This is a genomic window from Verrucomicrobiales bacterium (assembly GCA_016793885.1).
Lineage (GTDB): Bacteria > Verrucomicrobiota > Verrucomicrobiia > Limisphaerales > UBA11320 > UBA11320.
In genome coordinates this window covers 1-25115 of record JAEUHE010000093.1, presented here as the reverse complement: position 1 = coordinate 25115, position 25115 = coordinate 1, and the positions used below count along the sequence as shown (strand labels likewise).

15 protein-coding genes and 1 tRNA gene are annotated in these 25115 nt (G+C 59.7%); 12 read left to right on the top strand and 4 right to left on the bottom strand.

Annotated features, from left to right (window positions below; genetic code table 11):
- Positions 1 to 66 precede the first annotated feature (66 nt).
- From JNN07_10870 to JNN07_10860, 3 genes are read left to right on the top strand one after another with little or no spacing between them, the layout of a single operon-like run.
- Positions 67 to 2967 (top strand): amidohydrolase family protein, encoded by a 2901-nt coding sequence (locus tag JNN07_10870; protein MBL9168232.1) that lies wholly within the window; start codon positions 67 to 69, stop codon positions 2965 to 2967.
- 2 nt (positions 2968 to 2969) lie between these two features.
- Complete coding sequence (locus tag JNN07_10865; protein ID MBL9168231.1) at positions 2970 to 4334, top strand: amidohydrolase family protein; 1365 nt, start codon at positions 2970 to 2972, stop codon at positions 4332 to 4334.
- A 31-nt stretch (positions 4335 to 4365) separates the two neighbouring features.
- On the top strand, positions 4366 to 7653 hold the full coding sequence (locus JNN07_10860) for a HEAT repeat domain-containing protein (protein ID MBL9168230.1): 3288 nt from the start codon (positions 4366 to 4368) through the stop codon (positions 7651 to 7653).
- Positions 7654 to 7763: 110 nt separating this feature from the next.
- On the opposite strand, the gene JNN07_10855 is transcribed toward JNN07_10860, so the two are convergent.
- Positions 7764 to 9560, bottom strand: a complete 1797-nt coding sequence (locus tag JNN07_10855; GenBank protein MBL9168229.1) for a CRTAC1 family protein — start codon at positions 9558 to 9560, stop codon at positions 7764 to 7766.
- Positions 9561 to 9719: 159 nt separating this feature from the next.
- Here JNN07_10855 and JNN07_10850 point away from each other — a divergent pair, with 159 nt between their 5' ends.
- Both JNN07_10850 and JNN07_10845 read left to right on the top strand, forming a co-directional pair.
- Entirely contained in the window at positions 9720 to 12743 is a 3024-nt protein-coding gene (locus JNN07_10850; GenBank protein MBL9168228.1) for a hypothetical protein, read from the top strand.
- A 153-nt stretch (positions 12744 to 12896) separates the two neighbouring features.
- Complete coding sequence (locus tag JNN07_10845) at positions 12897 to 14270, top strand: tetratricopeptide repeat protein (GenBank protein MBL9168227.1); 1374 nt, start codon at positions 12897 to 12899, stop codon at positions 14268 to 14270.
- A 3-nt stretch (positions 14271 to 14273) separates the two neighbouring features.
- On the opposite strand, the gene JNN07_10840 is transcribed toward JNN07_10845, so the two are convergent.
- Entirely contained in the window at positions 14274 to 16406 is a 2133-nt protein-coding gene (locus JNN07_10840) for an SEC-C domain-containing protein (GenBank protein ID MBL9168226.1), read from the bottom strand.
- Between the two features lie 502 nt (positions 16407 to 16908).
- On the opposite strand from JNN07_10840, the gene JNN07_10835 reads away from it, so the two are divergent.
- A tRNA-Met gene (locus JNN07_10835) sits at positions 16909 to 16983 on the top strand.
- A gap of 52 nt (positions 16984 to 17035) precedes the next feature.
- Here JNN07_10835 and JNN07_10830 read toward each other — a convergent pair.
- Positions 17036 to 17257, bottom strand: coding sequence for a hypothetical protein (locus JNN07_10830; GenBank protein ID MBL9168225.1), 222 nt, complete (start codon positions 17255 to 17257; stop codon positions 17036 to 17038).
- Between the two features lie 566 nt (positions 17258 to 17823).
- Between JNN07_10830 and JNN07_10825 the strand changes: the two genes are divergently transcribed.
- Both JNN07_10825 and JNN07_10820 read left to right on the top strand, forming a co-directional pair.
- Positions 17824 to 20565 carry a LamG domain-containing protein gene (locus tag JNN07_10825; GenBank protein MBL9168224.1) on the top strand — a complete coding sequence of 914 codons (2742 nt, stop codon included), beginning with the start codon at positions 17824 to 17826 and terminating at the stop codon, positions 20563 to 20565.
- A gap of 84 nt (positions 20566 to 20649) precedes the next feature.
- Positions 20650 to 21366 carry a hypothetical protein gene (locus tag JNN07_10820; protein ID MBL9168223.1) on the top strand — a complete coding sequence of 239 codons (717 nt, stop codon included), beginning with the start codon at positions 20650 to 20652 and terminating at the stop codon, positions 21364 to 21366.
- Positions 21367 to 21831: 465 nt separating this feature from the next.
- Here JNN07_10820 and JNN07_10815 read toward each other — a convergent pair whose 3' ends face one another.
- Positions 21832 to 21975 carry a hypothetical protein gene (locus JNN07_10815; protein ID MBL9168222.1) on the bottom strand — a complete coding sequence of 48 codons (144 nt, stop codon included), beginning with the start codon at positions 21973 to 21975 and terminating at the stop codon, positions 21832 to 21834.
- A gap of 426 nt (positions 21976 to 22401) precedes the next feature.
- On the opposite strand from JNN07_10815, the gene JNN07_10810 reads away from it, so the two are divergent.
- The 4 genes from JNN07_10810 to JNN07_10795 are packed head-to-tail and all read left to right on the top strand — an operon-like array spanning position 22402 to position 24616.
- Positions 22402 to 23001 carry a hypothetical protein gene (locus JNN07_10810; GenBank protein ID MBL9168221.1) on the top strand — a complete coding sequence of 200 codons (600 nt, stop codon included), beginning with the start codon at positions 22402 to 22404 and terminating at the stop codon, positions 22999 to 23001.
- A 4-nt stretch (positions 23002 to 23005) separates the two neighbouring features.
- A complete protein-coding gene (locus JNN07_10805) occupies positions 23006 to 23641 on the top strand; it encodes a hypothetical protein (GenBank protein MBL9168220.1) in 636 nt (211 codons plus the stop codon).
- Between the two features lie 29 nt (positions 23642 to 23670).
- Complete coding sequence (locus JNN07_10800) at positions 23671 to 24261, top strand: PEP-CTERM sorting domain-containing protein (protein ID MBL9168219.1); 591 nt, start codon at positions 23671 to 23673, stop codon at positions 24259 to 24261.
- Positions 24262 to 24265: 4 nt separating this feature from the next.
- A complete protein-coding gene (locus tag JNN07_10795; protein MBL9168218.1) occupies positions 24266 to 24616 on the top strand; it encodes a hypothetical protein in 351 nt (116 codons plus the stop codon).
- Positions 24617 to 25115: the final 499 nt, after the last annotated feature.

Sequence of the window (25115 nt, the reverse complement as noted above, 5' to 3'; positions counted from 1 at the left end):
TCCTTCACTTTTGGCTACCTGATTCCTCACTCGCCAACCGCGAATGCCCTCGCCATGATCCCGTCAATGAACAGCTGGCTCCGAACTGGATTCCTCACCTGGGCGATCGCCCTGGCCGGAGGAGAACTTTCGCTCCTCGCGCAACTGCTCCCGCCGGGGCATCGTCCGCTCCCGGTCGATGCTTATGCACTGACCAATGCGAGGGTAGTCCTGGAACCGGGACGCGCGCTGGACCGCGGCGTGATTGTGGTTCGCCGGGGGCGGATCGAGGCGGTGGGAGAAAACATAACTATTCCGCCCGATGCCGAGCTCAGGGATCTCCAGGGAGCTACGGTCTACGCGGGACTCATCGAGTCTTACCTTCCGCAGTCGGCCGGAAGCTCCGCGCTGGATACTGCTCAGTTCGACCCCGTCGGCAGCGCTTCTAGCTCATTGACATCGGGACGCGGGATCCAGTTTTTCGGTGTTCCAGGGGCCGAGGCAGATCCGGGCAATCCAGGGGTCGGCTACGAGCTGGCGGTGATTACGCCGGAGCGGCGGGTTGCGGACCGGTTCGCCCCGGATAAAAAGGCTTTTGAGGAATTGCGCGAGCAAGGGTTTGCCGTGGCCTGCCTGGTTCCCGACAAGGGACTGCTGCGGGGGCAGAGTGCCTTGGTGGCACTCGGTGAAGGCAACCCGAATGAGTTGCTGATCCGTCCGGATGTGTTTCAGCATGTGGCCTTGGATCCTGAGGCCGGTAAAGACAACGCCTATCCACGATCCCTAATGGGGGCGATTGCCGCCTGGAGGCAGGCATTCTTTGACGCCGCGGCCTATGCGGCCGATAGGGCGGCCAGCGACGAGGGCTCACGTCGGAGCGAGCTCAATCCCTCGCTCGGTGCGCTGGCTCCCGCGCTCGCGAAGAAGCAACCTGTGATCATCGAGCCGGGCAGCGTGCTCATGCTGGACCGCGCCGCGCGCACCGCTCGCGAGCTGGGCTTGGAGTTTTCGCTGGTGGCCAGCGGGCAGGAGTGGCGTCGGCCCGACTTGTTTCAAGGCATGGAAGCGCGCCTCATCGTACCCCTGGCGTTTCCGGTCGTGCCCAAGCTCACCTCGGAAGATGACTGGCGCCAGGTTTCCCTCGACCAGCTTCGGGCTTGGGACTGGGCGGCCGAGAACCCGGCCATGTTGCGTCAGAAAGGCGTATCGATCCTCCTCACGACCTTCGGACTCGGAGATCGTGGCGAGTTTCGCAAGAACCTGCGTCGTGCGCTGGATCGGGGATTATCCGAGAATGATGCGTTGGCGGCTTTGACCACGGTTCCCGCTCAACTGTGCGGAGTGTCCGACCGTTTGGGCACCATCGCGACGGGTAAATGGGCCAACCTGACCGTGGTGGAGGGCGCCGGCTACTTCGACCCTGAGGCCCGCGTCCGCGAGGTCTGGATCGATGGTCGGCCTTATCTGTCCAAGAAAGAACCTTCCCCACCGCCGGCGGACAAGGACAAAGCCAAGGAGAAAGAAGGAGGCGACAAGCCCGGTCCCAAGCCTGAGAAAACCCGTGATCTGGAACGGCAACGCGTGGCTCGGGCTCCTCTGTCCGACCGAGGTCCGCTGACCGAGCCGGCCGCCGTTCTGATTAAGGGAGCGACGGTCTGGACCTGTGGGCCAGCGGGGGTTCTCGAGAACGCGTCGCTCCTGGTGGTGAACGGGAAGATTCAGGCCTTGGGCTCCGATGTGACCGTGCCGGCGGGGTTGGAGGGCGCTGTGATCCAGATTGATGGCAACGGGAGACATCTTACGCCTGGAATGGTCGATGCTCATAGCCACAGCATGATTCTCGGATCGGTGAACGAGTCTACCTTGCCTTCCACGGCGATGGTGCGGATCGGCGATGTCATCAACTCGGAAGCCCCCACCTTGTATCAACAGTTGGCGGGGGGATTGACCGTCGCAAACCAGCTGCATGGTTCGGCTAATCCGATCGGCGGTCAGAACGCGGTGATCAAGCTTCGCGACGGCGCCACCCCCGAGGGGCTAAAGTTCCAAGGTGCCCCGGAGGGTATCAAGTTCGCCCTGGGCGAAAACGTGAAGCAGTCCAACTGGGGGGAGAAGAACGTCACCCGCTTTCCTCAAACCCGCATGGGGGTGCCGACCTTTTATGCGAATCGATTCACCGCGGCTCGCCAGTATTTGGAGGCTTGGAAGAAACATCGTAGCCAGGGCGCGCGCGCGCCGCGGCGTGATCTCGAGTTGGAGGCCTTGGGAGAGATCTTGGAGGGCAAACGGCTGATTCACTGTCACTCGTACCGACAGGACGAAATTCTCGCCTTTCTCCGGGTGATGGAAGAGTTTGGCATCCAGGTGGCGACCCTTCAGCATGTGCTCGAGGGCTACAAAGTTGCCGACGAGATTGCGCGTCATGGCGCAGGCGGTTCGTGTTTCTCGGACTGGTGGGCGTATAAGTTCGAGGTGTACGACGCTATTCCGCATGCCGGGAGTCTGATGCACCAGCGCGGAGTGTTGGTCTCCTTCAACTCCGATTCTTCGGATCTTGCCCGGCGTATGAACATTGAGGCCGCCAAAGCGGTGAAATACGGTGGCACTTCTGCCGAGGAGGCACTGAAGTTCGTTACGTTGAACCCGGCCCGCCAACTGCGCATCGAATCGAGGGTCGGCTCGCTGGAAGTTGGCAAGGACGGTGATTTTGTGCTCTGGTCTCGTTCGCCGCTCGACTCGACCACGGTCTGCCAGCAGACCTGGATTGAGGGGCGCAAATACTTTGACCGCGATTTGGATGTGCAACGCACTCGGGCATTGCAAGCCGAATGGACTGCGCTGGTGGACAAGGCCAAGAAGGTGTCGGGTGGCGGCGACGCTCGTCCTTCGTCCGAAGCGGCCCGCGCTGCTTTCTTTCGCCGGGCGTTGGAAACCGCCCAAACTTTTTCGACCCTCAACTGCCAGGACTGCCTGGCGCCGCGTCACTGACCATGAGTGTTCTCATTCTCAACGTTCGTCGTTTCGAAGGTGGCGGCCAACTCGGGCGGCAGTTTTTCCGCCATTGGCTCGTGGCCGGGTGCGCCGCCGCGGCACTCTTGGCAAGTGTTGCTTCCGCGCCCGGAGAATCTCTTTTGCTGAAGGGGGCGACGGTCCATCCTGTTTCCAGCCCGACCCTCAGCCCCGGTCAGGTATGGATCAAGGATGGGAAGATCGCCGCCGTGGGCCAGGTGGTTCAGGCCGACGGCGCGCAGGTGATTGAGCTGGGCGGCACTCACCTTTACCCCGGTCTGGTGGCAGCCACGACTTCGCTGGGATTAACGGAGATCAATGCCGTTCGGGCCACTCGGGACAGTGCGGAAGTGGGAGGATTTACCCCCGATGTTCGTTCCTGGCTGGCGGTAAACCCCGATTCTGAATTGCTCCCGGTCGCTCGTGCCAACGGGATCACGCATTTTGTTCCTGTCCCGGAGGGAGGCGTGGTTTCGGGGCATTCGGGATTGATGGTGTTGGATGGCTGGACCATGGAGGACATGACGCTTCGCAAGCCGCTGGCCTTGCATCTCCACTGGCCGTCGATGGATCTCGATTTGACTCCCAAAAGCCGCTTCAAGGACGCCTCCAAGTGGAAGTCCCCGGAGGAACTCGTCAAGGCCCGTCGGCTGGAGTTGGCCGCCATCGAGGACTTTTTCCGTCAGGCCTCCGTTTATGCCCGATCGCGAGAAGCATCAGCGGACTTTCCGGTGAACCCGCCATGGGAGGCGATGCGGCCCGCCCTGCAACGCCACATCCCCGTGATCGTCCACGCGCTTGACCTCCGGGAGATTAAGGCGGCCGTGAGCTGGGCGGCGACGAATCGGCTTAGAATCGTGATCGCCGGCGGTCGCGATGCCGCGCCGGTCGCCTCCCTCCTGGCCTCCAATCAGGTCCCGGTCATCTTTGAGAACATCTTCAACCGTCAAATTCGGGATATGGATTCGTATGACACTCAGTACCGCGCTCCCGCTCTCCTCCAACAGGCGGGTGTCCTGCTCGCCATCAGCGTGGGATTGGGGGACAGCAATGAGACCGAGGTTCGAAATCTCGCCCACCATGCCGCGCAGGCTGTCGCATTCGGCCTGCCCGCTGACGAGGCTATTAAAGCCATTACCTTGAATCCAGCCAAGATTCTGGGCGTCGCGGATCGGATCGGATCCATCGAAGTGGGGAAGGACGCGACCTTGATAGCCATGACGGGCGACTTGCTGGACATTCGGTCGAATGTGAGGCAGATGTGGATTGCGGGGCGCTCTATGAATCTTGAAAGCCGCCACACCCGACTCTATGACAAATATCGGGCCAGACCCATTGCCAAATAGCACTTCGGATCGGTTCGTGTTCCGGCGTGGGATGAGGGCTTTACTGTGGTTGCTTCTGCAGTTGGGGGCGTTCCACACCGTGGCTGCCGAGCTGATCCCGCATCCCGAGTTGGGCTTGCGGGTGGCGCGGGGATTTCAGGTCGCGCTTTATTCGGACCAGCACTTGGCGGATGACATCCAGGCGATGACGCTCGACGCCTTGGGGCGGGTGGTTGTCAGCGGACCGGGCTACATTCGTACCCTGGTCGATACGAATCTGGATGGCACCGCCGATCAGTTCCTCCCGTTTGGGCACACTCGAAGTGGCGCCATGGGTTTGTGCTTTGATGGTCCGTATCTGTACTCGGTAGGGGATGATGCTCTTTGGCGGTGGACGGATGCTGATTGGAACGGGATCGCGGATGCTGCTCCGGTGCGCCTGGTGAATCTCCGTTTGGGAGAACATGGCGCCCACGGGTTGCGTCAAGCTCCGGATGGATCCTGGCTGCTCATGGTGGGCAACGACGGGGAGGTTCACGCCGGGCTGGTGAATGACTTTCGTTCGCCTGTCAGAAATCCGGAGGGTGGCACGCTGCTGCGTTTTCCCAACGATTTTTCAACCCTGGGGGTGATCGCCCACGGCTTTCGCAACGCCTACGATTTCGACTTCAATCAGCTGGGCGATCTGTTCACCTACGACAGTGATGTGGAGCGGGAGTTCCTGTTGCCGTGGTATGTGCCTACTCGCTTGTACCAGGTGCAATTCGCCGCCACCCATGGATGGCGTTTGCCGGGCTTCCAGCGAAGCTATGCGCAATCGGAACATTACCCCTGGGTGGTGCCTCGGCTTCAATCCCTGGGGAGGGGATCGCCCACGGGGGTAGCCGTGTATCGGCATTTTCAGTTTCCTCCCATCTACCAGAACGGCTTGTTCTCGCTCGATTGGACGTTTGGCCGGATCATGTTTACTTCGCTGGAGCCCCAAGGATCGAGCTATCAGGCTGAGTCGTCGCTGTTTCTCGACCCGATGGGAACTGCGGGATTTGCCCCGACGGACCTGGTTGTGGCGCCGGATGGCGCGCTGCTGGTGTCGGTCGGAGGGCGCAAGACCCGCGGTGGCGTCTATCGCTTCAGCTATCAGGATCCGGATCGTCAGCTGATGGCCAGCAACTGGGTTCATCAAGCCGCGACCGACGTCGAGTTGGTGCTCCGCGCTCCTCAGCCCTTGGAGGCTTGGAGCCGGGCTCTCTGGCGTCCGCGCGCCTCCCGTCTAGGGCCACGGCCCTTTGATCTGGCAGTTTTGGCTGAGGGACTGCCCGATTCTCAGCGTGTTCGGGCCATCGAGATTCTTACCGAGCTTCATGGAGGGCTCATGACCATCACAGCTCAGACAGCCACGAATTCCCGCTCCCCGGCGGTACGAGGTCGTCTGGCCTGGTCGCTGGGGCGGATTCCCTGCAAGGACTTTGCTCCCATCCTGCTCACCTTGGCACGAGACGCCAACCCCTGGGTCCGTCGATCGGCGCTGGAGGCGATCGTGGAGCAACTCGAGAACATGCCGCCTGCCAGCGTGGCCCGCGCCGCCTTGGCGAATGCGGAGCATTCCGACAAACGCCTGAGGCTGCTGGCAGCCCGCCTCGCTCAATCCCTCCCGTTGGAAAACTGGCAGGCGTACTATATCACTCTGATGCGTTCGGGTGCGCAAGCTCAGCTCAGTGCTGCGTTGGCGGTGTCGATGCGATTCCCGACCAATACCTTCAGCATCCCTTTGCTCACGACCACCCTCGTCGCGCTGAAAACCTGCCGGACTCCGGGCGAGCAACTGCAGGCTTTGTCATTCCTGTCCCAGGCAATGGGAGACTGGCGGATTCTAAGTCCGACCCTGGAGTTGTATTCGGCCTACGAACCTCAGCACCCGCCGCTTCCGGGAAGCACGCAGGAACGACAAATTCTCGAGGCGGTGCGTCCGATGTTGAAGTCTCCGGATCCGCTGCTCTTCGCCGAGGCGGCCCGGATCTTGGGAATGCTCCGTGATCCTGATCCAGCTGTGCCAACGAGGTTGCTGGACGGCATCAAACCCCAAACCGATCCAACTGAAGATCTGCATCGCCTCATCATTCTCTCACGTCTTCCGGCGGGTTCGTCCAGCAACCTGACCCAGCGGTCGGCGGCTGCTTTGGTGGCCGTCACCCAGAAAGTTCAGGGATTGGAGCAGCGACCAAAGCAGACTTGGTCGGATCGGTTCAAGGAGTTGGTCGAGCAACTGATTCGCCGGGATGCCGGGCTGAGTGAATCCTTGTTGAGATATCCGGGCTTCGTTACCTCCGGGAGCGTCCCGATGATCGATGCCTTTGATTTTCCGGATCGGGAACGCGCCGCTCGATTGTTCTTCGCGGCGGCGAAGGCCAATCCCCGATTTGCCTGGTCTCCTGGCTTGGTTAGGCTTCTCACCTTGCTTCCAGCTCGGGAGACGCGCGCCTTGTTCAGCGCCCAGTGGGAGAAAGTGGAGCTCAGGGATAGTTTGCTGCCTGCTCTGGCCCGGGAGCCCGATGTGCAGGATCGGGAGAAGTTTCTGGAAGGCTTGTCGTCCCTGACTCCGGAGGTGATTCAAGCTTCGGCGGAAGCTCTGACGAAACTGCCTCCGGGATCGGCCCCTGCCGCGTTGGAACCAGCGCTGCGCATTCTCGATCAAGCCATCCGTGATCCGCGTCAGGTCGCCCTGGTGGCCCCAACGCTCAAGCTGATCAACCGTTTGACCTCCCAGTCGTTCAAGATTCCCGAAGTTGGTTCCGATGGTGCCTTGCTGCGTCGCGCATTGCAGCCGCTCTTCGATTGGTGCTTGGCCAACTACCCGGGGGCGGCGGCTGGCCTGCAGCGGCAGAAGCTGACTGCGGCCGGTTGGGCGGAGTTGTTGCGCACCGTGCTCTGGGATCGCGGCGATGCCACCTTGGGTGAAATCACTTTTCGGGCGCGAGCCTGCGCAAACTGTCATGGAGTCACCGCTCAGCTTGGTCCGGACCTAGCGGGCATCACCAAGCGAATGTCACCCCAGGATCTCTTCGATCACATCAAGTTTCCTGGCCGGGAAGTGGCGGAGCCCTATCGCGTCACCACCATCGAAACGAAGCAGGGGATCACACATCGGGGGATCGTTGCGTTTTTCTCGGCGGATGGCTTGCTGCTTCGGTTGGCTGACGGGAGCACTCTGCGCTTGAGCGAGTCTGAGATTCTGTCGCGTCGAACCAGCCTCGAGTCGATCATGCCGGAAGGATTGATCGATGGGCTATCCGCGCCGGATCTCGCACATTTGTATGCCTATTTGAAGAGCCTGGATCCGTAGGGTGAGGGGCAGTGGGAGCCGTGTTTGATTGGGATTTGTTGATCGTTGAAAGGGAATGTCACCAAGGCAGGATGAAACTCTGTTGAGGGACCTCCTCAGGCGATGTTCAGCTATTCCGGTCGGCCGCGTCCCTGCCGGAGAGTGATTTGCTGATTGATGGCGACGCCGGGGAAGACTTCTTTCGCTCCATTCGGCCAGGAGACCAAGATGCTATCGATGACTTTCGTGTCGCCTAGACCGAAGTGCGCCCGAGGATCGTTGCTGCACAGGTAACTATACGCCGGGTTGATCGCGCGCCACCACGTCTTGGAGCCGGATCGGACCCTGATCTCAGCCCCGATGGCATCACGATCTCCATGGGTGGGATCGAGAGCTTGGACCAACAGCCAACTGCCGGTGGGCTGGGCGATGTTGCGCAGTATCCGCGCGGCGCTCCCGATGCTGCACAGCACCAAATCTACGTCCCCGTCATTGTCCAAATCTCCACATGCCAATCCGCGTCCCACGGTGGCCTGGTGGAAGGGGATATTGACCGAGGAGACGTCCCGAAAACGTCCTTTGCCATCATTCGAGAAGAGTTGATGGCGTTGAGCATAGGGACTCCAGAACGGCGCGACGTCGGGGATGGATTCGGAACGAGCTGACTTGTCCCGTTTCACTCTCCCGTTGACGAACGCGATGTCGATTCCGCCGTTGCGGTCGAAGTCGGCCATCACGGTTCCGAAGGCGGTGCCCCGCCATTGCGATTCCGCCAACCCGACTCCCGCTGTTCGATCCATGAAGAGGCCTTGCGGTCCTTGCATCCACAGCGTGTGTTGTTCCTCTGTCAGATGGGTCACGAACAGGTCGAACATCCCATTCGCGTCCACGTCCCCCACACCTATTCCCATATTTGCCGCCGATTGACCCATCGCGTTATAGGCTAGTCCTCGCGATACGGCTTCTTCCACGAAAGTGCCATCGCGCTTGTTGATGAACAGTCGGTTGGGTTTTCCGTCGTCCGCCACGAAAATGTCCGGCCAGCTATCGCCATCGAAGTCTTGGCAGACTACGCCCAACGCCGGACCGGGACGGGCTGCCAGCCCCGACTTGACCGTCACGTCCTGAAAGCGATCGGCACCCGTCTTTCCCTCGCCGCCGCGGTTTCTAAATAGCCGGCTGATCGAGGGAGAAAATCCCTGGGGCCCGCAGAACTCGAGGCGACCACTCTGGTCGTAGCACTTCTGGGTCGGCGCGTAGTCGATGTAGTTAGCGATGACCAAGTCCAACCATCCGTCTCGATCATAGTCAAAGAAGCTCGCGGAGGTTCCCCAGTGCGGGTTGTCGATTCCAGAGTGTCCGGCCTCCGGTCGGAATGTGCCGTCCTGTTGGTTGAGAAACAGTCGAGTGCGGTCAAATTCAGTCAAGAGGACATCCGGCCAACCATCGTTGTTCACATCGGCGACCGTCGCACCCATGCCGTAGCCTGACACGTTCAGGCCGCAATTCGTGGAGACGTTCCGAAAGCGACCATCAGGTTCTTGATGGAAAAGTTGGTTTTGCGCTCCGTTCTTCGGTCCTCCGTTGTGAATCAGGTAGAGGTCCAATCGACCGTCACGGTCGTAGTCAAATAGGGCAGCGCCCGACCCAACATGCTCGGGCATGAAAAAGGAGCCTGGGGTTCCCACATCATGGACGAAACGGACCCCCGATGCCTCCGTGGCATCCTCGAACCAGGGGGCTTCAGCCGAAGCCGTGGAGCGGGTCCTCTCCGTCGCCGAGGTTTTGGACTCGGGAGCCGGGCCGCAGCTCGTCATGAGGCCTGCACTTAAGAGGACGAGCTGTGAGGTGGCTGTGAGTCCACGCCGGCGGGAGCGGCGACTCTCTTCCGCGGCTGGCTGAGGCGAGCGGCTGGAATTCACGTTCATGGGCAGTTCGGGCCTGTTTTCACCGGTGAGTGCGCGTATCCAAACCTAAGTCTCCCGTTCTGTCCAGCTGGGCTAGGGAGATCGGCTAACGCATTGACGACCGACCCCGATTTCGAGTATAGGATTCCAGTTCCTCAATCACACACTCTATTACGTACTATGAACGTCCGTATTCTTTTGAAGGGCTGCGCGGGGCTGGCTTTGGCCTCCTTGGGCCTGCTACTTCCATCCTCAGCCAATGCTGAGATCATTGCCGACTCCAAAGCGGAGTTTTCCGGTGTCCAAGGACAAAACGGGTGGTCGATAGGCTACCGCAACTATACAGCTGACGGCGGGGAGGATAACTATGATCCTGCCGCCAGTTTTATCGAATTCGCCGGCGGCGAAGGGCAGGGTGACTGGGCGGCTGAGACCCAGTATTGGAACGTGACTTTCTGGGATTTGAACACTGCAGCGACCGGCCCGTGGACTGAGTTACGGGCTGAGGATTTGCACCCCAACGGAGTCAATAGCGCCCCGGCTGCGGAGCATTGGTGCATTCGCCGGTGGTCGGCCGCCGAACTTCCGTCGGTAACCCCGGTCGCCATTCGATGGAACGCCCGGAAAGCCAACCTCGGTGGCGGCGCCGGAGTTACCGGTGGCATTTGGATTAACGGCGAAGCCAAGGATTTCGCGGCCATTGCCTTTAACGATGGTGTGGGGGTGACCCACACCTACTATGCGAATCTGAATCCAACAGATGTTGTGGACTTGGTGCTTACGCCGGTCGGTCCCAGTGGAGATCGTGCGGACGGTGCGGATGGCTCAGCCAACTGGATGACTATCGATACCACCATCCCTTCTGTTCCCCGCCAGCCCAATGGTCGGCTCTTCATTCCGGCGAATTCGCCGGACACGGATGCGGATGGACTGCCTGACTTCTTCGAGAATGTCTTTTTCCCAGGGGATCTCACCAAGCTGAGTGGCTCGGGCGACTACGACGGCGACGGCCTTAAGGACGCGCAGGAATTGGCAATCGATACGGATCCCAGCAAAGCGGACAGTGATGGTGACGGGTTGATCGATGGTGCGGAGACCAATACCGGCAACTACGTCAGCGCGACAGATGCCGGTACCGATCCGCTTAAAACCGATACCGATGCGGACGGACGCACGGACGGCGATGAGGTGCTGGGAACTCCGACCTCGCATCCCTTGCTGGTGGATACCGATGGGGATGGCGACAGCGACGGAGCCGAGGTGAATTCGGGGCATGACCCGAACGATCCCTCCAACAATCTGCTTTCGACCTTGATAGCGAACTCCTCGACGGAGTTTTCCGGGGTCCAGGGGCAGGAGGGTTGGTCTTATGGATATCGAAACGCCTCGGGGGATGGCGGCTCTGTGGTGAGCTATGATCCGGAAGCGAATGTCACCTTGTTTGCGGGTGGTGAAGGACAAGGCGGTTGGGATGGATCGACTCAGTTCTGGACTGGCTCTCAATGGGATCTGCAAACGGCTGCGGCTGGGCCGTGGGATGAGATTGGCCGGGAGAACTCCCATCCGAACGGTCCTTCGCCGGTTCACTGGACAGTTCGGCGTTGGGAGGCGACGGAGCTGTCGGCGGTGACTCCCCTGGCATTGCGCTGGCATGTCCGAAAAGGCAACGGGGGTTGCGGTAATGGCGTGACCGGCGGCATTTATGTCAATGGCCAGCTCGCCGACAAAGCGACCATCGCCTTTAATGACACCGTGGGCGTCGTGCGAACCGTGTTTATCAACGCCAAACCCACAGATAAGGTGGATTTGGTTCTGACTCCGCGTGGGACCGACAACGGCGATGCGGATGGCTGTGACGGCAGCGTACTCTGGCTGCAGGTTGACCTCGCGATCCCGCCGATCCCACGTCAGCCCGATGGCAGTCTCTTTGTGCCTGCCACCGCTTCCGACTCCGATGCCGACGGTTTGCCCGACACCTGGGAGTTTGCCTACGCCCCTGGTAACTTGACCCAGTTCACTGGCTCGGGCGACAACGATGGCGATGGACTGAACAACGTGGGCGAGTTGGCTCGCGGTTCCCATCCGCTCAAGGCTGACACCGATGAAGACGGGTTGTCGGATTTGGTGGAGACCGCGACGGGCACCTATGTGAGCGCCTCCGACACCGGGAGCAATCCCACTAAATCGGACACGGATGGCGACGGTCGTGGCGATTCAGCCGAGGTGACGGGCACTCCCCAAACCAACCCTAATAAAGCTGACACCGATGGCGATGGCTTTTCCGATACGGATGAGTTGGCCAGCGGAACCAATCCCAACGACGCGGCTGACAATATCCTGACATTCGTCATCGCGAATTCGATCGCTGAGTTCTCTGGGGTGCAGGGACAGAATGGCTGGTTCAATGGTTATCGCAATTTCACCACCGATGGCGGTGAGATCGACTATGACCCCAGCGCTCAGTTCATTGCCTATGCCGGCGGTGAGGGCTTGGGCGACTGGGACGGCGTTAACCAGTTTTGGAACTCTGGTTCCTGGGATCTTGATCTCCAGGCCCGGGGTCCGTGGACTTGGCAAACCCCGCAGGGCATTCACCCCAACGGCGTGAACAGCGCTCCCAACGAGGAGCACTGGGCCATCCGCCGCTGGGTCGCTTCGGAACTCACGGGTGAAACGCCGGTCGCCATCATCTGGCAAGTCCGCAAAGACAACGCCGCCGGCGGGGGAGTCACCGGCCAGCTCCATATCAACGGGAAGCTGGTCGATTCGAAAACCATCCCGGGAGCGGATACGGCCGGGGAAACCCGGCGCTTTTATGCGAACTTGCTTCCAACGGACATTGTCGACCTTGCGCTTACCCCACAAGGTCCCTCCGATCGTGCAGACGGCTCGGATGGCTCGGTGACCTGGTTCTGGGTCGATACCCGGATTCCTGCCAACCCGACTCAACCCGACGGAACTCCGTTTGTGCCTGCGGGTGGTCTTAAAATCACTTCGGTAAGCTACGATGCCGCTGCTGGCAAAGCGACCTTGGTTTGGCAATCCTCGGCGGGTAAGACGTATCGAGTCGAAGCGTCGGGCAATCTCCAAAGCTGGACGGAGATCGCCACCGGCGTGGCTGGAGCGGCCGGCGAGACGACCTATGTCGAATCCCTGCTGCAGCCCTCGCCGACCGCCCGTTTCTATCGTGTGTCGGCTGAGTAACTGAACGCGTCATTCCCTGAGTCGAGTTCGGCTCGCTCAGGGGGACCCAGATCGTCCAGACGCCCGCTGAGCCCATGGTTCGGCGGGCGTTCCTGTTTTCATGGTGGAATCGGCTTGGCGTGGACTGCGGCTCCGTGGTTTTCTAAACACTGATTGAAACGCTCCCCTCACACCACCGATGCATCGCATCGCACCGCGGCTCGTTCCCGCTCGGCTAACCAGACGAGAAGGAGGAAGTGGCTTGGGGTGGTTGTGGTGGTCGTGGGATTGCTGGTTGGAGCAATTTGGGCTTGGCGTTCGCTTTTTGAGGTCTTGCCGTTGCCGGAGGTGGATTCGTCGAAGCTTTCCTCCAAGGCGGCCGAAGCTCTGACCGCGCGATTGGCTGAGGTTCGCGAGCATCCACGATCCGGCGGAGCCTGGGGACGGTTGGGCATGTTGTTGGATGCCTACGACTATGATGTCGAGGCGCTGGCTTGCTTTGTGAAGGCCGAGCGCCGTGAGGCGACCAACCCACGCTGGCCCTACTTTCAGAGCTTGCTTCTGCAGAGTCAGGACCCGGAGCAGGCGCTGAACAAGCTGCGCCGAACGGTGGCGTTGTGCGGCAATCAGCCGGAGATGCCCCGCTATCGGTTGGCTAAATCACTGGCAGAGCGAGGTCAATGGGCAGGGGCATTTTCCGAGTTGGAGGCGCTGTTGGTGACTCATCCGCGATTCACCCCGGCAATCCTGCTGCGTGCTCTGGGCGAGCAGGCGCAGGGACGATTTTCTGAAGCGGCTCAGTTGGGGGAGAAGTGCGTCCAGGATGCGCGGACTCGAAAGGCAGCCTGGGCCTTGATCTCTCTCTGCCAGCGTCAGCTGGGCAATCTGGCCTCAGCGGAGGAAGCTGGACGCCAGGCGAGCCAGTCGCCCGATGATGAAGCCGTCGATGACCTTTTCCAGTCGGAGGTGGACTCCTTGAGGCTCGACTATCGAGTGTTCAGTTTGCCTGCACACACGTTGCTGGCAGCGGGCAAGTTGACTGAGGCTGCATCGCTGGTTCAACGATTGGTGAATGAGTACCCCGGAGAGGCCGAGACGTGGCTGGTGGCGGGGCGGTATCAGATTCTTTCGGGGCAGCTGAAAGAAGCGGAGCAGTCGTTGCGACGGCATGTGGGGTTGGATCCGGGATCCGTGCAGGGACATTTTCAGCTGGGCATGTCTCTCCTAAAGCAGGACCGCTATGGGGAGGCTGCGCAGGTCTTTGAACGATGCACGGTGCTGAAACCTGATTTTGGCCCCGCCTTTTTCAATCGAGCCTTTTGTCTGGCGAGGGCTGGCCAGAAGAAGGAAGCGATACCGTTGTTTCAGCAAGTGTTGCGCTTGAGCCCGGAACATTTGGAAACCTATCTGTTGCTGGGAGATTTATACGTCCAGCAGGGCCAGTATCAGGAAGCGACCGTGTTGCTGGACCAGGCCGAAGCGTTGCGTGGAGGTGATCCCAGGCTCAAATCCCTGCGGGCGAAGCTGGAGAGAAGCCTGAGGCAATAGAGTTCAGCCCCCTAACGTTTTGATTCGCCGCTCGAGGTCGCGTCGATTGATTAGATCGAGCACTTCGAGGGTTTCTGGATGAAGTCGCAATAGGAGACGGTGGTCGGCCCCCACTCGCTGGCGCCAGATATTGCGGTCGCTTCGCAATCGAGTGATCCCACGAAACGCCGCCGCCTCGCCCGCCGCCAGCCTGCCTACCAAGACAATGCAGGCCCGTGCCACCCCGCGAGGGAACGTTCGAAGAGTCTCCTGAAATCGACGAGGAAACTCCGAGATGCGCACTGGCTGAGTGGTGAATTGGACTTCCGGCTCCCATTCGGTTTCTGCGTCTTGCTCTGCAGAAGATGCTTCCACAGCATGGTGTTCCTCGCTCGGCTCAGATCGTAACGATTCAAGGGCCTCCCGGGTCGCCTGAAGCTCCTTGCGAAGCTCATTGCGCTCGGAGTGGCGTTCGGTGAGGGCGGACCGGAGCGCCGAGACCTTCTGACGTAGCTCGCGTAAGACGGCTTCCTCGGCGGGGGGGGTGGTTGTCGATGAGAATCGGACCGGCGGTGTGGGGATCGTGGAAAGGGCTGGTGCAGTCGGCGGGGTGGCTGCTGGTGTGGTGCGTTGGTTGAGATCGGACTGCAGCTTTTCCAGAGATTCTCGCAGTCTTCGGATCTCCTCCGACTTTTCTTCGAGCCGCTCCAACGCAGAATTCAAAGCCTCGGAGGATTTTAGACCATCATGGTCTTCCTCGCTGAAGAGAGCGTCCATCTGGTCATCGCATGGATCCTCAGGAGCCAAATTGAGTCGATCGCGGGCTTCGTTCAGCGTCTCGACGAGTCCCCAGGCATCGAAGGGGTTGATGTGCGCGACTAAACCACGGGTCACCAGGATGCCCAGTGGGGCCAGCGGGCCCTCCAGGAGCGCATACGCGACTCCCACGAGATGGTCAAACTCCTGAACCGGAGTAGGACTTTTGAGTGCCTTGAGAATCTCCTCTTGAAGCACCTCGAGTTGGCGACCGGGATCCGGGGCGAGCACCAGGCGTGTCTGGGCGTTCAAGTCCTCCGGCACCAAGTCGGCCGGGACCACCGCCAGGAAGCGTTGCAACAAGCCTTGGTTCCAGTGTTGAAGCAAAGACATCAAGAGCTGCTCCGAGGACGAAGCTAGGTCCTCTCTGAACCCAATCTTCTCCAAGAGGCCCACCGCCAGGTCGTGTTGCTCAAAGATTCTCATCCGTTCCAGGACGAGCGAGTGCAGATCTTCTGGTATTTTCAGCGGATCGAGCTTCGCTAGTTCGTGAGCTCGCATGTCCTCGATCCGGCGCTCGCTAAGGTAAGGCTCTGGGCTGGTCCGCAGTTCCTCCTGAGTGACCCCGGCTATTTCGGAAGACTGATGAAGCCGTTTCTGATCCTTCTCATGGCAACACTTCTTGTATTTTTTGCCACTGCCGCAGGGACAAGGGTCATTACGTCCGACTCGCTCGACCGCCCGTCTCATCGTGTATCCAGAGGAGACGGTGTGCTCGACACTGTCGTGCCAATGTGCGAGAGGGTCCGTCTTTGCCGGATCGATCAGTGCCTGGACAAAGGCATCCGCCGCGTGCGAAGGGATGGACCCGTTGACCTCCGTAACGACGGATCTCAGGCCCGGGTCCTGGGTGATATGCACAACGGTCATCATCCCCTGCTGCACCCAGATGTTCAGTCGTTCTCGGCGGGTGAGCAGGCGAGCGAACGAGACGAGATCCGGTGGTATGATCGGAGGGTTTTGGCGTTGTCCCCAGGCGGCAGCGGCGACCAGCGCAACCGCTTCGCGCTCGCTTCCCATCTGACCCCGACGGACTGCGGCGACCATGGCACTGCCGAGGTCGCCGCTGGTGTGGTGAACGGCTACACCCAGCGGACTGGGATTGAGGAGCAACTGGGCTCCTTCGATCAGATGATGCGCGGATGGTTTGCGTCCGGCGGCCATCGCCGCCACGAAGATGTTCGTGAAGGCTTCTGGATCCTGCTCCCGGCACAGCCGAGCCAGCAAGCGGTCGAGTTCTTGTTCATCGGGCGGAAGGAACGGTATGATCTCCCGGAGAGTCCGCCGATTCGGCGATGGTTCCCGAGCCCTTCGCAGCAGTGCCTCAACATCAGCGCTCATGCCTTATCGTGATATCAAAAGGCCTGGAAGGTCAATTGGGCCATCGCTAAACGATGCACCCAACTTCGGTTCGGTGAATGGGGTAATGGAGGCTATTGGTTCCTGGTGGGGCTTTTATCGATCCAATGGGTTGGCAGCGGGCCGGTGACTGATTGCCTCGAGCACCAACGGCGCGTCCCATCCCAGCCTGGGGTGGTGAAAACCCCAGGTAACCATCCCCCGTGCCATCAAGGGCTGAAAGCCCGGCATAAGGCTGATAGTCCTCAGAGGACGACGAAACTGCTTGCCCCGTCTTTTGAGTAACCCATAATATCCGCTCGTTGCTTCGAGACGGCATAAGTTCTCACCGACCTTGTGGAAAATGGCCGAGGTGGCTGATCCCAATGTGGTTTCAGGATGATCTGAAGTCATGCCTGATAGCATAGGGTTACGAGATGGGTGATGAGTTTGAATCGAAGTAGGCTTCAGAATCCTTATAAGATACTGAATGAGAATTGGTTAAGCCAGAGTAGCTCAGGGGTAGAGCAGAGGACTCATAAGCCTTTGGTCGGGGGTTCAATTCCCTCCTCTGGCACCAATTTCTAAAACGACATGCAGGAGATAAAGCCCTCCGAGAACCTGCAGGGTTCTCAGAGATTAGCCGGGGCATCGCAGCAGAGATCGCCGGTCATCTCCCGATTCAACGGCACCCTGGAAGGCGTGATACCATCTCCCCAAAGAAGGCCAATTCGTCGTCGGTCAGGCCTAGGTTCTTTGCCTCGTTTGGTGGCCGCATCGAGCTCCTTGGCGACCGTGATCAATTCTTCGATCACTTCCAAGGAATTACCATGCTTCCCAAACACGCACGACATGCAATTTCGGCTGTGGCGAAATCCCACGGCGTTCCCTCTGACCTTATTGCCGCTGGCATCGGCGCGATGGAAGGTTCCAGCACCGGACCGCGGGAAATGACCGCGTTGGCGGTCCGCCAGGCCCGCTATGTCTGCAGGGGAAAGTAGAGTTCAACATTCGTCTTTCCTGCGGTTCCTCATCGCGTCCTTTGCGTCCTTTGCGTCCTTTGCGTTTTAAAACTTGGGCTCCTTCCCATCACGACCAGGGAAAATAGGTGAAAAGGTAGGTAATGCCTGAAGTTTGTCGTGCGTTGGTTCCAATGATAGTTTCCTCGCTACGAACTTCCTCCGAAACCGGCCTTTTCGTTGACTTTTCACCCTATCCTAGACTACTGTGGTAAGTCCCAAATTTAGCGAGTTCTGGTCCTTTGGTGCGACTGTCTAGCTCGTGGACATGCCGGGTTGCTTCGGGGAGTCGGGCGGCAGGTGGCCTGTCTCTTTCTTAGTCTTAGCCCGGATGGGCACGAGCGGGCCGTTGGGGCTAGGTATGAATTTGGCGTGTTCCTTATTCAGATGCATTCGTAACTATGAAAAAGCGATCCTCTTGGTCCCATCGATACCCGGTTCAACTACTCTCGGCATCTCTGCCGCTCCTGTCGCTTTCCGCTTTCGGGGCCTCCTATCCCGACGCGGTCAAGCAGGACAAGCCCTTGGGCTACTATCGGTTCAATGATTCAGCCGCGCGGCCTCAAATCAACGCCAACTCCGGCAGTCTGGGGACCGCTGGCACGGCCACCAATATCAACGTTCGCAGCATCATGGGAGGGGCTGTCGTCGGCGGAAACAATGCCGCGGCGTATTTTGACTCCACCGCACGGACGATTGTTCCATGGAATGAAGCGCTCAATCCCGATGCTTCCAAATCGTTCACCATCGAAGCGTGGTTCATGCCCACCAGCGATAAGGTGGCCGGACGGTTTGTCGGACCTGCTCCCATCATGAATCGCTACTCGGGCGCGGTGGCGAACCGCCAGGGTTGGGTCTACTTCCAGCGGAATCCAGATGACCGCGGGTATGAGAATGGTCAGACGGACATCGGCTGGAACTTCCGAATGTACAGCGGCAGCGGAGGGTCGGTCGGCGTCCAAGTGACCAGCCGCAAACCGTATAAGCTGGGGGTCTGGCAGCACGTGGTCACGGTCTGGGATGTCTCGAATCCTGAGAGCCGCGAATTGATCATGTATATCGACGGCGAAGAAGCCGCGCGTGCGACCGTCACCGACCCTGAAGCGGTTGTCTACACAGCGAATACCGATGATCATGGCGAGGAGTCGGTGAACGGTGCAGCCGGCCTCGCCATCGGTTCCTACAATAACACCGAAGCGGGAGCGAATGCCTTTCGCGGTGGTGTCGACGAAGTTGCGTTCTACGCCAAAGCGCTGACTCCGGAACAAATCAAGGCGCATTACGACAACGCCCTCAACCCGGATCGGACGGTTGCTTACGAGAGCCTGATCCAGTCGGAAGGACCGGTCGGTTACTGGCGCCTCGACGACCCCTCCGCAGGAGCGGACATCGCGGTGAACATGGGTCTGCTTCAGTCCGAAGCCCCGGGGATCAACACTGCCGAAGTGGTGCATCCGGTCGCTGGAGCATTGGCCGGATCCTCCGATACCGCCTACACCTATCACTGGCGCAACGGAACCTCGACCACTCAGCTGCCCCATAACCCGGCGATGAACCCTCCGGCCTCGCAGCCGTTCACGATCGAGGCTTGGTTCCGTCCGACATCCGATCGGCAGAATCCTGGCGCTTGTCCGATGAACAATCGCTACGTCAAGTCCAGCAACCGAACCGGTTGGGTGTTCTTTCAGCGAGCTCCGAACGCCAGCTACAATGGCGTTCCCGGAAACGAGGGGATCGGCTGGAACTTCCGGATGTATACCGGCACGGGTGGCGGTGGGCAGGATGTCACCAGCGGACCCGACCATCCGTACACGATCGGCCAATGGCAGCATGTGGTGGCGACTTGGAGCGGCGGTGAGGTGCTCGAAGGGACCGAGACAGTGATCGGGACATCCTCGCTCTACATCGATGGCGTCCTGGCGGCCACCAACCCTAACTGCAAATACACCGCTAATTCCAGCCAGCCGGAAGATGGCGACCCTGCGAACGCAGCTGATTTCGCCATTGGCTCTTACAACGCGAATTCTGGACTGGGGAACAATCCGTTCGAAGGCGACATCGACGAGGTGGCGTTCTACGGTGCCTTGCTGACTCCGGAACAGATCGCGGCCCACTATGCGGCGGGCATCGATCGCCTGGGCTCAGCTCAGTACGCCAACCTGGTTCTCACCGCTCCGTTTGAAGCGGCGATCGCCGCCTATGAGGCGGATCCTAACCTGCCCAAGCCGACCGATGCCTTGCAACCGGTCACCTACCTGCGACTGGATGACAAGGCGGTGGCTCCCGTGATGAACAGCGGTACCGCAGGCGATCAGGCCGATGGTGCCGTAGTGGTTCTCGGAACCCCTGGCGCCGGCCCACAAGCTCCCGGGTTCCCGGGCTTTGAAAGCGACAACGCGTCCCTGGCCGTGACTGCTAAATCCTGGGTGAACTTGAACAACCCCAGCGTGCTGAATCGTTCCGGCAATCTGACACTCGAGGCGTGGGTCAACTCCGACGCCACGCAGGGTGCGGTAGCGCGGATCATCTCCCATGGTCCGCCCACCCTGAGCGTGTATCCGGCGGAGCCGGTGCGCGAGGGCGCGATTCTGGCGGGATCGGAGGTTTCGCTGCACATTGATACCCGAGTCGAGGAGGGGACTGTGGATTACGTCTTCGGCACTTCCGATGGAACGGACTCTCACGGCGTCCGGGTGGCGGTTCCCGCCGAAGACTTGGGCTCGGGCAAGTGGGTGCATTTGGTTGGCACTTACAACGGCACCGCTTGGACGCTTTATCGCAATGGGGCGGTTGCGGGCACGGCGGCGGACCCGGTCGGTCCCCTGGCGGTCGACAACGGAGGCTGGGGCATTGGGTCGACCGGCAATGGCTGGGAACAAGCCTACGCGGGGTTGATCGACGAAGTTGCCATCTATGGCGAGGCGCTCACCGCCAGCCAAGTGGCGGCCCACTATGGAGCGGCCACCTCTTCCGGTGGAACATTGAGCATCGCGCGCTCCGGAAATCAGGTGACCGTCACCTGGACTGGCGGCGTCCTTCAGGAGTCCTCGGTGGTGACCGGCGGTTTCGCCGACAGCCCCGGAGCCGTCTCTCCGCTGACCATCACCGCACCGACGGCGACCAAGTTCTATCGCCTCCGGTAATCCGGTTGCGAAGCACGTCCTTAGCTACATCAAGGCCGGAGTCCTCCTGGGCTCCGGCCTTTTCTGTTTTCATCCAACGAAGAGTTGCATTCCGACGCAACTTCAACGACAACTGCCGCCCAATTTTTATCTATGGCCAAAGCAAAAAATGAAGCCCAGTTGTTGAGCTTGTTGAAATCCGTTCTCCCGAAGGCGGTGCCGGATGCCAAGCTCGCCCAGAAAATTTATTCCGCCCTCGAAAAGGAGATTGGTGACTCCGAGCGTACCGCGCATTTTGAGAAGTTTTGTCAGAAGGTGGAGCTGCCCGATCTTCAGGCGGCGAGCCTCAGCGAGGTGAAGGAACAGTTCGAATCTTCGTTCGGCAAAGGTATGGTGTCCGTGGTGCCGCACTCGGCCAAGAAAGCTGCGACCGTGGAAGTCATCACGCCGCAGGGGACCTTTGAGGGCGTGATCAAGGTAGGACCCAAGGCGCCGGAAGACGGCGAGGGCGACGAGGTGAAGCCCAAGTTTGTGCCGTTCCCGGTGTGCCTGCCGACTGATCCGGAGTTGGTTTGGCTGCTCGCGCGCGACGAGCGGATGACGCCCGACGATGCGGTGGTGGCCTTGACCAAGGTGCAGGACAGCTTTTGGGAATCCAAGGCTGGCCAGCAACATCTGCAGAAGCGCACCGAGCGCACGTTCCCGGAATTCATCGTCAAGGTGCCGGGCAAGGTGCTCACCGAGGTGGGATTGAAGCGGCATTATAAAGAACCGGAGCCGATCAAGGAAATCAAGGTCCTGAAAGCCCGCAAACACGAGTGATCCTCGGAGATCGGACGAAACGGGAAACTGTCTCCCCTGGCCGGCGGCCAGGGGAGACAGAGGCAAGCGGGAGAACTACTTCTTCTTGGTGACGGCCTGCTTGGCGGCGATCGCCTGCTGCTTCTTGTTATTGGCGCTGCTCGCTTTGGACTGCTTCTGCGAGTCCTTCTTCTGGTTGGATTTTGGGGACCTGTCGCCCATGTGTTTGACTTTCGTTACCGAATTGACCGCTTGACGGAATCGTTGTTTCCCCGTCAACCGCCGCCACCCTGCATGGGTTACGTCCAATTGTAAATGGTGGTGGAGCAGGGGGCAGGAGTGGGCATGCTGATCCGCCGTCTAGAACCCGCAGGGTTCAAAGAGATTAGCCGGGGCGTGGAGCGCAGTGACACCCCCGGACTGTCGGACCTCTATTTAACAGCACCCTGAAAGGCGTGCCACCCGCCGACGATTGGATTGAAGGTGCTAGGTCCGCTTCGGGGTCGTTGCCGGATTCGGCTCCTTGGCCTCGCGTTGACGGGAGAGCGTGTGTTGAACCCAGAGGGCGACAATTCCAGCGAGGCCTCCGATGAAGGCCAGGATCATTACGGTGTTGAGTAGGTCGTTCATGACTGAGTGGTGTCGTAGGCTTCGTTCCCGAGTGAACGCATGGGGAGGGCGAATCCGTTCGCGAGCGCATTGTGTGAGGGAGCCATGTTCTGTGCAAGCCTTCTGCCTGAATCCTTGCGCAATTCCCCTTCGGGGACGCCGAAAAGCTGTAGAGGGCTACAGCCGTCCAAGGCGCTTCGCGAAGGAGAGGGCCCTATGGAGTGCGGCAGCCCTCTGCCGCTTTTGCCGCCCCGACGGAGTCGGGAACCCCGTCCCCCCTTGAATTGACTTTTTTGGATCCTTGATTACGGTAAACTCTGTAAGCCAAAAAATGAGTCCCCCTCCAAGGATCTGATCCGTGGAGGACGCTCCAAAGGAATCGCATTTGGAGCCTGAATCGATTCAAGACCAAGCAACCCGAGGAACAGTAAAACCCCATCCGACCTTATGAAAACACTGGTTCTGACTTGTCTGTTCGCTCTCGCCGCTGTTGGCAGTCACGCCCAAGGATCGTTGACCTATCAGAACACGTTAGGCGTAGGGAAGGAGCGCTACATCCTCCGATGCAATCCTGCCTACGTGCCAGGCACTGGGGCCCCTGAGTACTTCAGGGTGGATGGCTCCGGCTTTACCGCCGAGCTTTGGTATGCTCTAGGTGAGGGAGCTGCGGAGAGCAGCCTAACCCCTGTGCCCGGCTCTCAGGTCGGCTTTCGCACCGGCTCCACCGCTGGGCTCATCAACGGTAAGTCCAAACTCGACATCCCAGGGACCTTCGGTGGAGACAAGGTGACCTTGCAGCTGCGAGTTTGGAACAATGAGAATGGGAGCATTACCTCGTGGGGTGAGGCGATTGAAAAAGGCAGGAGCAACCTGTTCACTCATGAGCTGGCTGGAGTGGATCGGAATGGTGCACCAAAACTTGGTAGCGGAAGTATCGCCAACGGCTTGCAGGGCTCCATCTACCTTTACTGCATTCCCGAGCCCTCGTTGGTGGGGCTAAGCTTGTTGGGTTTGGGCTCCGTGCTCATGGCGCGACGGCGTTCTTAGCATCATGAAGATCACCCTGCTTTCGTTCCTCCTCACCTTAGCTGCCATCGGCAGTCATGCCCAAGGATCGTTGACCTACACCTCCTCACCTGGCGGAGTGGGCAAGGAGAAGTACGTATTCAAACCCGATCCTGCCAATCCCACGGTGGCCAAAGTCGGTGGGGCCCTTGCTGACTACGCCGGCTTCAGTAAAGTCGACGGCACGGGCTACACTGCTGAGCTGTGGTATGCTCTTGGACCCGATCTTCCCGAAACGAGCCTGCGTCCGGTGCCTGGTTCCCAGGTTGGGTTCCGCACGGGGGCCACTGCCGGTCTTTTCAACGGGAAGTCCAAGCTCGACATCGTCGGCACCTTCGGCGGCGATCGGGTGACCTTGCAGCTACGCGTGTGGAACAACGAAGGGGGTAAGATTTCTGATTGGGAGCAGGCGACCGAACGGGGCAAATCTCGGACCTTCAACCACGAGTTGGCGGGGGTTGCGGCGGACGGTTCAATTCATCTGGGAACTGGATCCATTTTCAACGGCATCACCCACTTCAGCTTGGCGGTTCCGGAGCCTTCGGGAGTTCTGTTCGCCTTGTTAAGCGTTGGACTGCTCAGAGTTCCTGCTGGCCGAAAGCGGCTCGCCAAAACGATTTGAGCTTTTCTTACTCAACCACCACCAACCCTATGAAATCATTCGCTCTCACTTGTTTCTTCGCCCTCGCTGCCATTGCCAGCCACGCCCAAGGATCGCTGACGTATCAAACTACATTGGGGGTGGGGAAGGAGAAGTACATCTTTCGATGCGATCCGTCGCTCCCTTTTGGAAGCCTCTATCCCGGCATCAAGCTGGAAGGCGCTGGGTTTACAGCGGAGCTTTGGTATGCCATGGGCGAAGGCGCAGCCGAGAGCAGCTTGACTGCGGTTCCCGGCTCGCAGGTTGGATTTCGCACGGGGTCCACCGCGGGTCTCATCAACGGTAAGTCGAAACTCGATATCGCGGGCACCTACGGTGGAGACAAGGTTACTTTGCAGCTGCGCGTTTGGAACAACGAGGGCGGAAGTGTTACCACTTGGGATAAAGCGTTTGAGAAAGGCCTGAGTAACCTGTTCACCCATGAGTTATCAGGAGTGGACGCGAGCGGTTCTCCCAAATTGGGCACTGGCAGTATCGCCAATGGCCTCGGTTTCTTTGTTATCTGCGTTCCCGAACCGTCGGTGGTGGCGCTGGGCTTGTTGGGACTGGGTTCTGTGCTGATGGCGCGGCGGCGGTCGTGAGATTATGAAGGTCATCCTGCTTTTGTTCCTCCTCACTTTAACCGCCATCGGTAGCCATGCCCAAGGGTGGCTGGCCTACTCCAATACTCCTCTGGGGGTGAGTAAGGAGAAATACGTATTCAACAACGAAGGGGGGACGATTTCCGATTGGCAGCAGGCGAGCGAACGCGGCAAATCTCGAGCGTTCAACCATGAGTTGGCGGGGGTTGCGGCGGATGGCTCCCCCCATCTGGGGACTGGATCCACCTACAACGGGTTGACCTACTTCAGCCTGGCGATTCCGGAGCCTTCGGGAATGCTGCTCGCTGGGGTGGCCGTTGGGTTGTTTGCGGTTCGTTTGAGGAGAATGAAGTAGGGGACAGCCGAGTTCCTCTCACAAAGGCACGAAGCTCGCTAAGCTCTCCTGAGGGGGGCGGGGGAATCGTCCAGCATGGACGACATGACAATGTAGTGTGGGCCGTGCCGGCACATCGGGGGTAGATTTCTACACAGTTTGAAAGCCTTGGGCAGGTCAGGGCTCGAGCGAAATCAGAACTATAAACTCGATGGGATCGATCTTCGATCAAGTCTCGCCCTACCAGTTGGCGCGCGGGCCAGCGGGCCCTTAGGGGTGTAGAAGGAAGGAAGGGCGGGGAATCGTCCAGGGACGGACGACACTAGTGCGACTGTGAAGCGCACCAACATAGCAGGGTGAGAGTCCCTGTCAGGCCTATGTTCACCAGGCCTGTGACTGAAAGTAACTGCGGCGCAGTAATGTGTCCGTGGAGAGCAACTGGAAGTGAACTGCCAGTCCGTAACAATAGAATCCCACGAGGGATCCGCACGTAAACTCGATTCGGCCGGGTGCAACTGGG